The sequence below is a fragment of the Microcoleus sp. B9-D4 genome (genome assembly GCF_036705105.1).
Classification (GTDB): Bacteria; Cyanobacteriota; Cyanobacteriia; order Cyanobacteriales; family Microcoleaceae; genus Microcoleus.
Genome location: NZ_JAUBTS010000040.1, coordinates 1 through 13,881, shown reverse-complemented (window position 1 = coordinate 13,881; position 13,881 = coordinate 1). Strand labels below are relative to the sequence as shown.

Here is a 13,881-nt window from a genome sequence, read left to right as displayed (position 1 = left end):
TCGGACACTTGAAAGGCTAATAACTGATACTCTTGAGGTTTGCCTCAGTTGTGGTTTCATCTCAATCCCAGTAAGAGGTTGAAGTAAGCACTCTACTCTTGCTTGTGTAATCATACAACAAAAAGTATCCTTTGCCGATTAGCTCTTCGATAAAAAACATGACTAACGTCCCTGTATCTCGCATTCGTAATTTTTCGATTATTGCTCACATCGACCACGGAAAATCGACCTTGGCCGATCGCCTGTTGCAGGCGACTGGGACTGTGCAGGCACGGGAGATGAAGGAGCAGTTTTTAGACAATATGGATCTCGAACGCGAACGCGGCATTACGATCAAGCTGCAAGCGGCTCGGATGAATTATACTGCCAAGGACGGTCAGGAGTACGTGCTGAATCTGATCGACACTCCCGGACACGTGGACTTTTCTTACGAGGTGTCGCGATCGCTCGCTGCTTGCGAAGGGGCGCTGCTGGTGGTAGACGCATCTCAAGGCGTAGAAGCACAAACCCTCGCAAATGTCTACCTTGCCTTGGGACACAATCTGGAAATTATTCCAGTTTTAAATAAAATTGACCTGCCGGGGGCAGAACCGGAACGGGTAAAAGGGGAAATTGAAGAAATTATCGGTCTGGACTGTAGCGGGGCGATTGAGGCTTCGGCTAAGGAAGGAATTGGTATAGATGAGATTTTGGAGTCGATCGTCGAATTGGTGCCGCCGCCGCAGGATACTGTTGACAAACCGCTGCGGGCGCTAATTTTTGATAGTTATTACGATCCTTATCGCGGGGTAATTGTGTATTTCCGGGTGATGGACGGAAGTGTCAAAAAGGGCGATCGAGTTTTGTTGATGGTTTCGGGTAAGGAATATGTCATCGATGAATTAGGCATCCTTTCACCGACTCAAGTTCAAGTAGACGAACTGCACGCGGGGGAAGTTGGTTATCTGGGCGCGGCAATTAAAGCCGTAGCTGATGCTCGCGTTGGCGATACGATTACTTTGGTCAAAAAGCCGGCACCGGAGCCTTGGCCGGGTTATACAGAGGCAAAGCCGATGGTTTTTTGCGGCTTGTTCCCGATCGATGCTGACCAATTTCCCGATTTGCGGGAAGCTTTAGAAAAACTCGAACTCAACGATGCGGCGCTTTCTTACGAACCAGAAACTTCGAGTGCGATGGGATTTGGTTTCCGCTGCGGTTTCTTGGGTTTGCTGCACATGGAAATTGTGCAAGAAAGACTGGAGAGAGAATACAATTTGGATTTGATTGTTACGGCTCCTTCTGTGGTTTATCAAATCACAACAATTAAAGGAGAAGTGTTAACAATTGACAATCCCAGCCACTTGCCCGATCCTCAGTATCGGGAGAAAATTGAGGAACCTTATGTGCGGGTAGAAATGCTGTCGCCAGAAACTTATGTGGGCGCGCTGATGGAACTGTCTCAAAGTCGGCGGGGCATTTTTATGGATATGAAGTATCTGAGTCAAGGCCGAACTACGCTGGTTTACGAGTTGCCTTTGGCGGAGGTGGTGACGGACTTTTTTGACCAGATGAAATCGCGATCGCGCGGTTATGCGAGCATGGAGTATCACCTCATCGGTTATCGCGAAAATCCGTTGGTGAAAATGGACATTTTAATTAATGGCGATCCGGTTGATGCTTTGGCGATGATCGTACACCGCGATAAGGCTTATAATGTGGGCCGCGGGTTGACAGAAAAACTCAAGGAGTTGATTCCTCGCCATCAATTTAAGGTTCCTATTCAAGCGACAATTGGCGCGAAGGTGATTGCTTCGGAACACATTCCGGCTTTGCGGAAGGATGTGTTGGCGAAGTGTTACGGCGGTGATATTTCGCGGAAGAAAAAGTTGCTGCAAAAGCAGGCGAAGGGTAAGAAGCGGATGAAGTCTGTGGGTACTGTGGATGTGCCGCAGGAGGCTTTTATGGCTGTGCTGAAGCTCGATCGAGATTCGTAATCTGTATGTAGGGATTTTGTTGGGAACAGGCAAGATGCCTGTTCCACCTGGGTAATAATTATCGATTAATAGTTAGTATTGATTATAAAACCAAATTAATTTATATCAAATATATTCTCACCCATGCTGAGTAGGATAAAGAGAAATGGAAAAATGACCCTTACTTTTAATCCAGATAAGTACAAAGAGTTATTGTCTCAGTACCAGCCGGAAATAATTAGAAATGAAGCGGATAATGAGAAAGCTCTCGCTATTGTGGAAGAGTTGATGCACCAGCGCGATCGCACTCCTGAAGAAAATGAGTTATATGAATTGCTGATTGCATTGATTGAAAAATTTGAGCAGGAATATTACGCACCAGGAACCACAGCAACGCCTCATTCAATACTGCTGTTTTTGATGGAACAAAGAGAGTTACAACCTGCTGATTTGGTAGGAGTCATTGGCTCTGAAAAAAGAGTGTATGAAGTGGTTAATGGCGATCGAGATATTGGTAAAGAGTTGGCATTGATTCTGGGGAGTTTTTTTCATGTAGAGCCGAGTTTGTTTTGTAATTAAGGGAAGTGAGATTAAGAGCGATCGCGCTTTTGGGCATTAAGGGCGATCGTACTTTACTCTACTTAATTATTTCCCGGTTGTTGAGCGATCATTTCCTCTACGAACTCTAACAGTTTTCTGAATATATCCACATAGCTGATGATACCTGCCATTGTAAATTGTTCGCCTTGATGGTCTCCAACTAAAATGGCGGTTGGCCTTTCATGCCCATCTACAAATTTACCTATTAAGGTTTTTATTGGGCAATTTGGCTCCACTGTGTTTTTATCGGATACTTTGGTCATCATTTGACCCAGAGGATAATCACACAAATCCTCATAAAGAAGGTGATGTTCTAGCGTGGCAACAGCAATATCATCTACAATACCTGTTACTATGTTTCCATCTTTTACTGTGGTGATAGGTATGTGTGTAAACAAACCGCCGAAAGTAAACATTGCATCTTGTAGGCACTCAATTTGAGTCAGGGTGATTACTTTTGCAGTCAATACATCATGGGCTGTATAGTTGAGCAAAAATGCGTTGATCCCTATCCCATCGCGTATGATTCTGAGAGCATCCACATAGGAAAAAGTTCCTACAACTCGATCCCCAGCATCCAAAATAACCAACGTTCTATTGCGTCTAGAATTTTCATCCCTACGAATCAATTGTTTAATGGCTTCTTCTAAAACTTCAGTCCATACAATAAACGCAGGTTTAAGATCAAAGTCAAAAACTTCTCCGACAGTTTTTTTACCCATTTCTTTATTAGCATCATGAAGCTGAGTCATGTCGAAGCCTTTCTCAATCAGATACTCTATCGGTAATTTAGTGTTTCGAGGTGTTAGAACTTTGGCAACATCAACCAGACTCACTACTCCTACCAGCTTTCCAGTCTTCGCATCCAAAACTGGCATCGTTCTGATTTTAAAGCACTCCATCTTACCAGTTAGATGAGCAATCGTATCAGTGGTTTTTACAGTTTTTACTTTTTTGGAATCTCCAAGACCTTTTAAGATTTGATTGAGCGGTGTTTGCAAAAGTTGAGTAAAGGGTATTTCGGGCATTGTTTTAATCTCCTGTGATTTTTTAGTTAGATACTTTAAGAACAGTTATTTGATAAACTGTAGGATAGTTCTTGGCGTTATAACCATTTTGGGAATTTGGCTATCGGAACTATCCATAAGAACAGAAACTTCTGTGTCTGATTCCAGAAAATTCCTAATAACGTCCTTGAGATTATCGGTAGGTTGAACGAGATGTAAGCTACTTAGTGGCTGCATAATGTCTCCTAAAGGTGTATTCATTAAGTGGTAGTACATCGGATGCGCTAAAATACTAATTTGCTCTCTATTCAGCAATCCTAAAAATTTTTTATCCACATCACATATTAGGATTTGTTCTATGGGCAAATAGTTGATTGCATAGAGCGCCGATTCTAACGTATCCTCTGGCAGCAATGTATATAGCTGATCCAGAGAGGTTTTTGTTGAGGACATCTTCTCGAAAAGATTTTCTACTGTTGATTCCTCCAACAAGCGGTCATTTCTAAGATACTCTAAAACTCCTTGCCAAGTAACTACACCTACAATGGTTTTATCTTCATTCAAAATAGGTATAAAAGTCTGGTCATCTGGTGTTCTATAAAGTTTGCCAAACTCATCAAAAACATAATCAATTTGTTTCTTTTTTTGAAAAAAACAGTAATTCTTATCTAGGCTAAAGACTTCACCGATTGTTTTTTTTCCTTGACTCAAAATCAACTCAGTGGCTTGACCTATTTTGGTCGTTTTATGTCTGTATTTAAAAGGCACATTTTGTAATTGAGGCGTAAATTCAAGGGAAACTGATAAACTACTCACAATTCCTAAAAATTTCTCCTCATCATCCGTAACGATAATATCGCTTGGATTCAGTAATGTTACCAAAGAGATTGCCTGTGCCAATGTCTCCGAAATCTTAATGCTACAAAAGTCATCACTGATAACTTTGGCGTCTTCAAAGCTAGTGGTTAATAAATCAGGATTGTGCAACATTTTTAGCCTGTTTAGCCTTTCAAAAATAGGTGACCGATTTGTAGGATATTCTAAGGTAATTGTTTCTTCCGAGCACTGTTTGATATCGCTAGGAGTCTTTAGAAAACTTTCTAATTTTTCCAAAAACTCTTGTATTAAAGATTTAATTGTGTTAAGCATTCCTTCCTGTTTCAGACAAAATCTCTAAAAGTTTTTTTAAATCTTGGGGGTCGCTGATATCTGCATAATCAGCAATGTCTTGCTCGTTCCCTTTCAGAAAGCCGATCAAATGACTGTCTGCTACAAACCTTTTACATTCTGGATATTTACTCAGCGCTTCTTTTGCAGCTTCAGTGCTCTGCCTCCGAGCATCTATTATTTCTTTTAGATGCCCAATTAAATGATAACTTTTGTTGAGCAAGGCATCATAAAGTTCGGGAAAATTCATTTGAATTAAAAGAACCTTGGCAAGTTTAGGAATCATTTTTTCATCTGCTACATTAAGTGAGATAGCTAGACTTCTAATTAGCGCCCAGGCAATAACAAACTGTTTAGTCTTGCGAAAATTTCCTTTCGTTGCTGCCAAAGTCATTGTCCACATTGTAGCATCTATGGGATAGGGCTTGCCAGCCACTAACTCGTTTAGTTCATTCTGCAAAACTTGCGTCACTTGCTTTGAATTCTTTTCGGGCAAAAAGAAATTAAGCTGAATCATTTTTTCTATGTACTCTTTGCCAGTTACATTCAAATCTTTGTATCGTTGTTTAACTGCTTGTTCAATAACTCTCTTGTCCAGCCCTATAAAGAAAACACAATTAGCATTGTCAAGGTAAAGTTTCAGAGATTCTAAAACAGTCAGGGCATTTTCTGGCAAGCACCGATCTAGGTCATCGATAAAGATTACCAACCGGCCATTTTCTCCGACATATTCCTTAACTACCTCTCGAAACTGGGCTTCAAAACTGTTAATGAATAAATAGGGGTCAGTATCTAACTCTAAATCATTTACCTGATTTTGTTCTTGATTTTCCTTGGCTCTTCCACCTAAATTTCTCAGAGCCTTGAAAATTTCAAGTGGATTGACACCGTACATCTGTGATTGAAGGGCTGCTCCTAGTAAGTGTTCTCCTACTTGCAAAATACACTGACTAGCGTTATAACGACTCGCTAAATTATTACATTTTTCTTTAACTATAGCTCTTTGAGAATCTTCGGCCATTTCCCGCAATATTGTTTGAATGAGGGCGTTTCTGATGCCGTGTGTATCATCATACTTCCAAGGATTAAACCAAATAGTTTTAAAGTTATTTTTATCAAAATTATGCAAGTGAGACTCAAACTCTTCTACTCCGAAATTTTCAGTATGGTTTTCAAATTTTCTTTCGATACAACGCATGAGAGTGGTTTTTCCACTTCCCCATGAGCCAAAGATTCCTACTGTAAATGCTCCTTCATTACCGGTTGTTGCTTTTACAGCTATTTTACCTAGCTCTTGTGCATAAAGCTCAAAATTGAGACTAGGCTCTTCGTTGGGTTTATCATTGTAGTTATGGGACATATTTTTTTAATTGTTATTCGTACAAAAGTAAGGTTAACTGTCAGGAATCTGCGTTTAAAATCTCAAGCTTACCTCCTTCATTGCCCCCCTTGAAAAGGGGGAAACGGAAAGCAAGCTATTGCGGAAGTTCTAAATGTTTTTTTTCAGATCATCTACAACTTCTTTCAGCGCACCTGTGACTGCTTCCATCGACATAAAACCATTGATTATTTCTAACTTTTTTCGATCGCCATAGAACTTAATCAAAGGGGCTGTTTCTTCGTGATAACTTTGTAAACGGTTACGCAACACTTCTGGCGTATCGTCCGTGCGTCCCTCCTTGATAGCCCGTTCTTTGAGTCGTTCGACTAAAACCGACTCCGGCACCTCAAAACTAATCACACAGTCATAAGATTGTTGAGATACTCCGATTAATAATTCATCTAGCGCATCGGCTTGAGAAACGTTTCGAGGAAACCCATCTAAAATCCACCCCTTCTTAGCTTCTGGCTTAGTCAGTTGTTCATGTACTATTTCCATGACTACCCGATCGGGAACTAATGCACCTCGATCTATGTATGACTGCGCCTCGACACCGCGTTTCGTTTTATCTTTGCGTTCTTGCCTCAATAACTCGCCGGTTGATATGTGGAGTGTTCCTAGATTCTTCCCCAAAATACTGGCTTGTGTTCCTTTTCCTGCCCCTGGAGGGCCTAAGAATATTAAGCGCATTGTTTTTCCTTTTGTTGGATCTAGATGTATCTGAAAAAATGACTTGCTAGCCTGTATTTGTCTATCGGACGATCGCCCTAACTTTTATGCAAAAATCAGGTAGGGATTACACAAGCAAAAGTCTTGCATAGCAAAGCTTTCGCCGATCGCACTCACAAACACGAACTTCTTTCCAACAAGGCCTGTTGCAGCCTCCTGTTTATATATCAGGGGCTAATCCATAAAATTATGCAAAACCCAGAAAATAAATTAAAAAAATTACCGGCAGTGGCCGAAACCAGAGTCAAAGCGAGAAATTTACCAAAGTTCAGCCCTACTCCCCTGTCCGATCGCTAACTGTAGTCAGTAATAGCTCAAAAGCCCTCCCACCAAGTTTTTGACTTGTAACTTGCACCCTTTGCGCTTTAGCCTACACTTATCATACGCTAGCTGAGTCTGGTAATAACCTGACACTCATCAGGAGTTATGTTAGAATTCCATCAGGAAATTTAGAGACACCCATCTATGGCATCCACAAACGATCGCTTCGTCGAGGCAGAAAGCCGCTGGGACTTAAAAACTCTGTACTCGGACTTGGCCGCCGTTAAGGGAAAGCCTCTCACCCCCGTAGAAAAGCTGCATCTGCGGGGGTTGCTTTGTGGCTTCAGTCCCGCTGAAATCGCCGAAAAGCTGAAAAAGAATCCCAAGGGTGTTGAAACTGACCTGTGTGCCTCTATTTATAAATACGTTAAAGCCTTTGTGGGTAAAGGCATTGAAAAAATAGAAAATTGGAGAAATATTACAGAATGGCTGGAGGATGCTGGATATAAAACTCCGTCGTCTGCTAACTTGCCAGTCAGTAATTTGTTACCAGAAAAGAGCATAGTTAATATAAGTAATATAAGTATTGAAAAAAATCAAATAGTAATTGTTGTCAAGCTCCAAATACCTACATCACTAGATTCAGAACTGCCAATACAAAATCTAGACATCAACGATAACAACGGTAACTAAAATTTTGCCACAAATCAACAGATTGGTAGGGTGTAGCGACTAAAATCAGGAAGGGCGATCGCACCTTTACCCGATCGCGCGGGGCGATCGCACTTCTCTTGTGCTAGGATTCAATGAGAGCGTCAGTCACTAAAAAACATGGCAACAATTACCCTTCAAATTCCAGACGAACTGGCTCAACGTCTAGAACCTCTGCAAAATCGCTTGCCCGAACTGCTTTGGCAACTTCTAGAACTCACTAAAAAGCCCGCAACTCTTTGAGATTTTGGCGATCGATTATGACCATCAAAGAACAACTTCTCCAAACCATTGAAACACTGCCTGATGACTTGCTAGCACAAACCCTACAATTCATCCAAACCCTTCAGAATCCCATTCACAAAACTCCAGGAATTTGTGGCGGTGCAGCGCGAATTCGCGATACCCGCATTCCCGTCTGGACGATTATCGCCTACCAACAACAGGGCGCAACTGAATCCGAACTTCTCTATAATTATCCAGGACTCACCCTTCAAGATTTGCAAGCGGTTGCGAACTATTACCAACACAACCGAGAAGAAATCGAGCTGTGGCTTGCTGAAAATGAGTAACTAAAAATGCTAAAGTTTTACTCGAATGAAAACTTTCCGATCGCAATGGTTGATTTACTGCGAGCGCGTGGCTATGATGTTTTGACATCCTATGAAGCTGGACAAGCCAATCAAAAAATTCCCGATGATGAAGTCTTGATGTACGCGACAAATGCAGGGCGAGTAGTCATTACAGAAAATCGTCAAGATTTCATCAATCTCCATTCTACAACCTCAAATCATGCAGGAATTGTAATTTGTAAAGCCGATCGAGACTATGCAGGCAAAGTGCAGGTACTTCATGAATTTTTCACCCAAGATACACAGCCAATGGATAATCGTCTGCTTCGGGTGATGAAACAGAATCTTAAAGGTAGTCAACAGACATTTATACTTCAGGAATACCCAAAGTCTTCTTAAAAATAATCGTGACTTTAACTGCTGCTGAGATTCCACCGCGATCGGATAGCGATACTGTATAATTCTAATTCCCGTCGTCGCAGTTAGTCGATCGCGACTAAGGCCAAATAAACCGGGTTTCTCGGAAAAATATTTGCTTGCTCAACTTTATCTACGAATAAACCAGGTTTCTAGCCTCTGACAAGCGAATTTCAAAGGTGGTACCCGCCACGTGATTTATCCGTGGAATCAATCCAAAATCTAAAATCTAAAATCAGAAGAGCCCCCGCATTTATCTCGCGCAAGTCAATTCTTTAATCTAAAATCTAAAATCTAAAATCGATTGACGCGCGTCAGCCCTGTTTACATAAACTGGATTAACCTATTCTCAAACAAGCCCGTGAAGCGTAGCCATACCTAGGGAATCAGCCTTTTCTTAGATAACTCAAGACAGAAGCGATCGCCTCACCAATCACAACAAACAAACAATTAATACCTATTAACTCAAAAGTGAATTATTGTCAACAGTATTTTTGCGAAAATATTGAAGCTTCACTAAAAATTGCTAGCTGACATTTGCGAATTATAGCACTTTGTTCAAAGTATTGGCAAATGCTAAGTTAATTAAAGATTTAATAAAGGTGACGCATAAGTCTTTACATTGTCGATCGCAATTTTGTTATTCTATTAGTAAGTTTCATTCTAGCGACTGAATTTTTGTACTCCAGTCCTACCCCTAAACAGAACGGCAGTTTCCACAATGAGAATTTTAGTCACAGGCGGTGCAGGTTTCCTCGGTTCCCACCTAATCGATCGCTTAATGGCCCAAGGACATGAGGTAGTCTGCCTGGATAATTTTTACACCGGGACTAAACGCAATATCCTCAAATGGCTGGACAACCCGTATTTTGAGCTGATCCGCCACGACATCACGGAACCGATTCGGTTAGAGGTAGATCAGATTTACCATCTAGCTTGTCCCGCTTCCCCCATACACTATCAGTACAACCCTGTCAAGACCATTAAAACAAACGTCATCGGCACGATGAATATGTTGGGATTGGCCAAACGGGTAAAAGCAAGATTCTTTCTCGCTTCCACTTCCGAAGTGTACGGAGATCCTGACGTACATCCGCAAACAGAAGATTATCGCGGCAACGTTAATTGTATAGGAATTCGGAGCTGTTACGACGAAGGCAAGCGAGTAGCTGAAACCTTATCTTTTGATTACCACCGTCAAAATGGTGTAGACATTCGAGTTGTGCGAATCTTCAATACCTATGGCCCGCGGATGTTGGAAAATGACGGCAGAGTAGTGAGCAATTTTATTGCTCAAGCTTTGCGAAACGAACCGCTGACTGTATACGGCGACGGTTCCCAAACACGGAGTTTTTGCTACGTTTCTGATTTGGTGGAAGGATTTATTGGTTTGATGAATAGCGACCAAATCGGGCCGATGAATTTGGGGAATCCCGGCGAATACACTATATTGGAACTGGCACAAAAAATTCAAAACACGATTAATCCAGGGGCAGAAATTATCTTTAAACCGCTGCCGGAAGACGATCCAAAACAGCGACAACCGGATATTACTCGTGCTAAAACTTGGTTGGGGTGGGAGCCAACTGTGCCGCTGGATCAAGGTTTAGAGTTGACTATAAAGGATTTTCGCGATCGCATTGAGGGAAACCAAAAGTAGAAACTGGGGATTGGTAGGGGCAAACCCCCCGTGGTTGGCCCAGAGATTGGTAGGGGCAAACCCCCCGTGGTTGCCCTCTAGGGGTAGGCACGGGGGACACTACCCCTACAAGCTGTTTTTTCCTTCTCTCCTAGATAACTAAAGCCTTCTCCCTTCTTCCTTCTTCTTTCAACATCCCATCTGATTTTTTTACTAGCTTTGAGGAGATTTCTATGCAGGTTTGTGTCATCGGTACAGGATATGTTGGCTTAGTCACAGGCACTTGTTTGGCCCACATCGGCCACCACGTGATTTGCGTAGACAACAACGAAGAAAAAGTTAAATTAATGAAGTCGGGACAGTCGCCTATTTTTGAACCCGGACTGTCTGAATTAATGTCCTCTGCATCTGCATCTGGCAATCTAGAATTTACTTCGGATTTAGCAGCAGGAGTGTCTCACGGGGATATTTTGTTTATTGCCGTGGGGACGCCTCCTTTGCCTACAGGGGAAAGCGATACTCGCTACGTGGAAGCGGTTGCTCGTGGAATTGGAGCTCACCTCGACGGCGATTACAAAGTAATCGTAAACAAATCGACAGTGCCCATCGGTTCGGGAGATTGGGTGCGAAGAATTGTACTAGACGGTTTGGCGGAACGTCAAAAACCTCACAGCGGTGATGGCGCTACTGGTGAGGAAGTAGCAGCAAAAACAGGTGTTCAATTTGATGTGGTTAGCAACCCGGAGTTTTTGCGGGAGGGCTGTGCTGTTTTCGATACTTTTAATCCCGATCGCATTGTTCTCGGTAGCAACTCTCGGCGGGCTATGGATATGATGCTACAGTTATATCGGCCGATTGTCGATCGCAAGTTTGCAGAAAATCAGTCTTTGCCGGAAGTTCCTGTGGTGATGACTGATATCAGTTCAGCGGAGATGATTAAGTACGCAGCTAATGCTTTTTTGGCTACGAAGATTAGCTTTATTAATGAAGTTGCTAACATTTGCGATCGTGTCGGCGCAGATGTTACTCAAGTTGCCCGAGGTATCGGTTTAGATTCACGGATTGGCAACAAGTTTCTGCAAGCTGGCATTGGTTGGGGCGGTTCTTGTTTCCCCAAAGATGTCTCAGCTTTAGTTCACACTGCTGACGATTACGGCTACGAGGCGCATTTGCTGAAAGCGGCGGTGGAAGTTAACGAACGCCAGCGGTTGATTGCTATTGAAAAGTTGCAGCACGTTTTGAAGATTCTCAAAGGTAAAACAGTCGGACTTTTGGGTTTAACATTCAAGCCGGATACTGACGATTTGCGAGATGCTCCTTCGCTGAATTTAATCGAGAATTTGAATCGGTTGGGAGCGAAAGTTAAAGCTTACGATCCAATTGTTTCTCAAACTGGGATGCGTCACGGTTTGTCGGGGGTTTTGGTAGAAACTGACCCGGAAAGGTTGGCAGACGGTTGCGATGCTTTGGTATTGGTGACTGACTGGGAACAGTTTCGCAATTTAGATTACGATAAAATGGCGAAGTTGATGAATCATCCGGTGATGATTGATGGCCGCAATTTCTTAGACAAGAAGGCTTTAGAAGAGGCTGGTTTCCAATATGTGGGGATTGGAAGGTAAAGAAGATTTTTGATCAAAACCTCTATCCCGTAGGGTGCGCTTCGGCGCACCTTACATTTATCTTGCTGGTGGCCAACAATTGCGGGTTTACCCGCCCCGCCTGCTTTAAAAATTCTCCATCAATGCTTTTTCTTGAGCGTAAACATCTCGTAGCTGTTGCAGCGCTGAGGCAGAAATTACCGATTTCACTGTAGCGACTAATTTACCCCACTCAAGCAAGCTGTCCACTGAAACAGCCGCTTTGAAGTTGTACGTATAGAATTTAGTCCAAAATTCAGGTGCTTGTGTCCGTTTCCAGCGTTTGTACCATGCGACAAAATCTTGAACACAGGGCGGTTTTACTTCTAGGATTGGCGGAAAATCGGCGTAGCTGACAAATCGACTGAGGCCTTTGGCATGAACATACACCACGTTGTGGCAGCAATCGATCCGGTATATCTGTTCGGGTGATATGTTGAACAGGAGTGCCACTGTTTCTTCGGTGACAAATCTCGATCGCGGATTGACGATCGACGATTTGTGAATAATTTTTGATTCGCCGATCTCTGACGATCTTAACTGATTCTCTGATCTCATTGTAGTTGCATCTGGTGGTGGTAGCTAAATCTATCTCTGCTAAGTGCGATCGACAGAAATTATCGGTCGGGATTAATTATAACGGGCGATCGTCTTTAGTTTCGTTGACTCCCCCGCAAAACGGAGACAAGCCCCGACTTCTGCCATGAGAGGCGCAAAATTTTCGACCAACGTTCAAGCTCCCAGATTCATCTTTAGAGTCAATCTAAAATCTAAAATCTAAAATCCAATGACCGGGGCGATCGCTTTTTGATATATTATACTAAATCCAAAATTTTGTAAATAGTGAATATGAGCAAAGGCTTAGTAAGGTTGCGGGTTCGAGAGTTGGCTGCCGAGAAGGGATGGACGCTCAAGGAAGTTGCGGAGCGATCGGGCGTGGGCTACAGTACGATTAGCAATTATGCCCGTTCTCAGGGGATGGCAATGGTTGACTTTGCAGCAGTTCACAAGCTGGCTCGAACTTTTGATGTGATGATTGAGGATTTCGTGGTAATCCTCGAAAAATAGTTGAACGTTTTGCCTAAATTCAAGGTTGTAGCGATCGACTTTTGATGTGACGATCGAAGTTTTGATGTGATGATTTCAGCATAGGTCGATCGCCCGCAACCAAAGTCGATCCCCTATCATTGAAATAACCCGCTTGCAGCCTGAAATTAGGAGAACCGTCAAATGCTATAGCAATCCTAAATGAATTTCTATATCTAGAGCAATCCTAAATAATTTTCTTTGTGTAAGTATATTGACGTATTTTGGGGAAATCAAATTTATGTTCCTTAGTAAAAAAGTCAAATAAAAATTTGACAATCTTAAAAGACCTACATAAATACCAATACTTTCTTAAAAATTTTTTAGCTTGTAACCAAATATCTTCAACGGGATTCTGTTGGGGAGCATGGGGAGCAAATAAAATACAAGTAATTGACCAATTCTCAGGTTATTTGTCACCATTTAGTTCTAATAAAAAGTCTCTAAAATCTCCCTATTTATGATAACTAGCTCCCTCCCAAATCAAGATAATCTTGCGATTTTTATATTTATTTTGTAAGTCTTTTATGAATTTAAGTGGTGATTTTCCATCACCAGATGGATGGCTCTGAATATGGAATTATTTGCTTTGATAATTGAGGACGCCAAAATAAGTTTGTCTATCTTTTTCATTGGTAATTGGGCAGAAGTGTTGAATGATAGGAAAAGATTGCTAAAATTAGCCCAACAATGTATAATTGCAGAGTTATAAATTATTA

The 13,881-nt window shown here is 42.1% G+C and carries 15 protein-coding genes; 10 read left to right on the top strand and 5 right to left on the bottom strand.

The features are described from left to right. Window positions 1–158 precede the first annotated feature (158 nt). Genes lepA through QUB24_RS21605 form a run of 3 tightly spaced genes read left to right on the top strand, consistent with a single transcriptional unit; the run spans window position 159 to window position 2,531 of the window. Window positions 159–1,973, top strand: coding sequence for a translation elongation factor 4 (gene lepA, locus QUB24_RS21615; RefSeq protein WP_333051855.1), 1,815 nt, complete (start codon window positions 159–161; stop codon window positions 1,971–1,973). Window positions 1,974–2,011: 38 nt separating this feature from the next. Beyond that, window positions 2,012–2,107, top strand: a complete 96-nt coding sequence (locus QUB24_RS21610) for a type II toxin-antitoxin system HigB family toxin (RefSeq protein WP_333155393.1) — start codon at window positions 2,012–2,014, stop codon at window positions 2,105–2,107. A gap of 19 nt (window positions 2,108–2,126) precedes the next feature. Further along, window positions 2,127–2,531 (top strand): transcriptional regulator, encoded by a 405-nt coding sequence (locus QUB24_RS21605; protein WP_333155318.1) that lies wholly within the window; start codon window positions 2,127–2,129, stop codon window positions 2,529–2,531. Window positions 2,532–2,593: 62 nt separating this feature from the next. Here QUB24_RS21605 and QUB24_RS21600 read toward each other — a convergent pair whose 3' ends face one another. From QUB24_RS21600 to QUB24_RS21585, 4 genes are all read right to left on the bottom strand, one after another. Further along, window positions 2,594–3,580, bottom strand: a complete 987-nt coding sequence (locus QUB24_RS21600; protein WP_333155316.1) for a CBS domain-containing protein — start codon at window positions 3,578–3,580, stop codon at window positions 2,594–2,596. Window positions 3,581–3,625: 45 nt separating this feature from the next. After that, window positions 3,626–4,708 carry a hypothetical protein gene (locus tag QUB24_RS21595; protein ID WP_333155315.1) on the bottom strand — a complete coding sequence of 361 codons (1,083 nt, stop codon included), beginning with the start codon at window positions 4,706–4,708 and terminating at the stop codon, window positions 3,626–3,628. Further along, complete coding sequence (locus tag QUB24_RS21590; protein WP_333155314.1) at window positions 4,701–6,086, bottom strand: P-loop NTPase fold protein; 1,386 nt, start codon at window positions 6,084–6,086, stop codon at window positions 4,701–4,703. The genes QUB24_RS21595 and QUB24_RS21590 overlap by 8 nt, the downstream gene beginning before the upstream one ends. A gap of 129 nt (window positions 6,087–6,215) precedes the next feature. After that, window positions 6,216–6,797 carry an adenylate kinase gene (locus QUB24_RS21585; protein WP_333155313.1) on the bottom strand — a complete coding sequence of 194 codons (582 nt, stop codon included), beginning with the start codon at window positions 6,795–6,797 and terminating at the stop codon, window positions 6,216–6,218. 504 nt (window positions 6,798–7,301) lie between these two features. Here QUB24_RS21585 and QUB24_RS21580 point away from each other — a divergent pair. The 6 genes from QUB24_RS21580 to QUB24_RS21555 all read left to right on the top strand — a co-directional run bounded on the left by QUB24_RS21580 (window position 7,302) and on the right by QUB24_RS21555 (window position 12,058). Beyond that, complete coding sequence (locus tag QUB24_RS21580) at window positions 7,302–7,790, top strand: helix-turn-helix domain-containing protein (RefSeq protein ID WP_333155312.1); 489 nt, start codon at window positions 7,302–7,304, stop codon at window positions 7,788–7,790. 138 nt (window positions 7,791–7,928) lie between these two features. Next, window positions 7,929–8,051 carry a hypothetical protein gene (locus QUB24_RS21575; RefSeq protein WP_333142100.1) on the top strand — a complete coding sequence of 41 codons (123 nt, stop codon included), beginning with the start codon at window positions 7,929–7,931 and terminating at the stop codon, window positions 8,049–8,051. Between the two features lie 17 nt (window positions 8,052–8,068). Beyond that, window positions 8,069–8,380 carry a DUF433 domain-containing protein gene (locus QUB24_RS21570; protein ID WP_333155311.1) on the top strand — a complete coding sequence of 104 codons (312 nt, stop codon included), beginning with the start codon at window positions 8,069–8,071 and terminating at the stop codon, window positions 8,378–8,380. Window positions 8,381–8,386: 6 nt separating this feature from the next. Next, window positions 8,387–8,779, top strand: a complete 393-nt coding sequence (locus tag QUB24_RS21565) for a DUF5615 family PIN-like protein (RefSeq protein ID WP_333155309.1) — start codon at window positions 8,387–8,389, stop codon at window positions 8,777–8,779. A gap of 739 nt (window positions 8,780–9,518) precedes the next feature. Continuing rightward, on the top strand, window positions 9,519–10,457 hold the full coding sequence (locus QUB24_RS21560) for a UDP-glucuronic acid decarboxylase family protein (RefSeq protein WP_333155307.1): 939 nt from the start codon (window positions 9,519–9,521) through the stop codon (window positions 10,455–10,457). Between the two features lie 212 nt (window positions 10,458–10,669). Continuing rightward, on the top strand, window positions 10,670–12,058 hold the full coding sequence (locus tag QUB24_RS21555) for a UDP-glucose/GDP-mannose dehydrogenase family protein (protein ID WP_333155306.1): 1,389 nt from the start codon (window positions 10,670–10,672) through the stop codon (window positions 12,056–12,058). Window positions 12,059–12,163: 105 nt separating this feature from the next. On the opposite strand, the gene QUB24_RS21550 is transcribed toward QUB24_RS21555, so the two are convergent. Beyond that, entirely contained in the window at window positions 12,164–12,634 is a 471-nt protein-coding gene (locus QUB24_RS21550) for a hypothetical protein (protein WP_333155304.1), read from the bottom strand. Between the two features lie 291 nt (window positions 12,635–12,925). Here QUB24_RS21550 and QUB24_RS21545 point away from each other — a divergent pair, with 291 nt between their 5' ends. Beyond that, window positions 12,926–13,144 carry a helix-turn-helix domain-containing protein gene (locus QUB24_RS21545; RefSeq protein ID WP_006632503.1) on the top strand — a complete coding sequence of 73 codons (219 nt, stop codon included), beginning with the start codon at window positions 12,926–12,928 and terminating at the stop codon, window positions 13,142–13,144. The last annotated feature ends 737 nt before the right edge of the window (window positions 13,145–13,881 follow it).

Coding starts and splice junctions, on each gene's coding strand:
- QUB24_RS21550 (WP_333155304.1), bottom strand. CDS start 12,634: ATGAGATCAGAGAATCAGTTAAGATCGTCAGAGATCGGCGAATCAAAA.
- QUB24_RS21590 (WP_333155314.1), bottom strand. CDS start 6,086: ATGTCCCATAACTACAATGATAAACCCAACGAAGAGCCTAGTCTCAAT.
- QUB24_RS21605 (WP_333155318.1), top strand. CDS start 2,127: ATGACCCTTACTTTTAATCCAGATAAGTACAAAGAGTTATTGTCTCAG.
- QUB24_RS21580 (WP_333155312.1), top strand. CDS start 7,302: ATGGCATCCACAAACGATCGCTTCGTCGAGGCAGAAAGCCGCTGGGAC.
- QUB24_RS21555 (WP_333155306.1), top strand. CDS start 10,670: ATGCAGGTTTGTGTCATCGGTACAGGATATGTTGGCTTAGTCACAGGC.
- QUB24_RS21570 (WP_333155311.1), top strand. CDS start 8,069: ATGACCATCAAAGAACAACTTCTCCAAACCATTGAAACACTGCCTGAT.
- QUB24_RS21545 (WP_006632503.1), top strand. CDS start 12,926: ATGAGCAAAGGCTTAGTAAGGTTGCGGGTTCGAGAGTTGGCTGCCGAG.
- QUB24_RS21595 (WP_333155315.1), bottom strand. CDS start 4,708: ATGCTTAACACAATTAAATCTTTAATACAAGAGTTTTTGGAAAAATTA.
- QUB24_RS21565 (WP_333155309.1), top strand. CDS start 8,387: ATGCTAAAGTTTTACTCGAATGAAAACTTTCCGATCGCAATGGTTGAT.
- QUB24_RS21560 (WP_333155307.1), top strand. CDS start 9,519: ATGAGAATTTTAGTCACAGGCGGTGCAGGTTTCCTCGGTTCCCACCTA.
- lepA (WP_333051855.1), top strand. CDS start 159: ATGACTAACGTCCCTGTATCTCGCATTCGTAATTTTTCGATTATTGCT.
- QUB24_RS21575 (WP_333142100.1), top strand. CDS start 7,929: ATGGCAACAATTACCCTTCAAATTCCAGACGAACTGGCTCAACGTCTA.
- QUB24_RS21585 (WP_333155313.1), bottom strand. CDS start 6,797: ATGCGCTTAATATTCTTAGGCCCTCCAGGGGCAGGAAAAGGAACACAA.
- QUB24_RS21600 (WP_333155316.1), bottom strand. CDS start 3,580: ATGCCCGAAATACCCTTTACTCAACTTTTGCAAACACCGCTCAATCAA.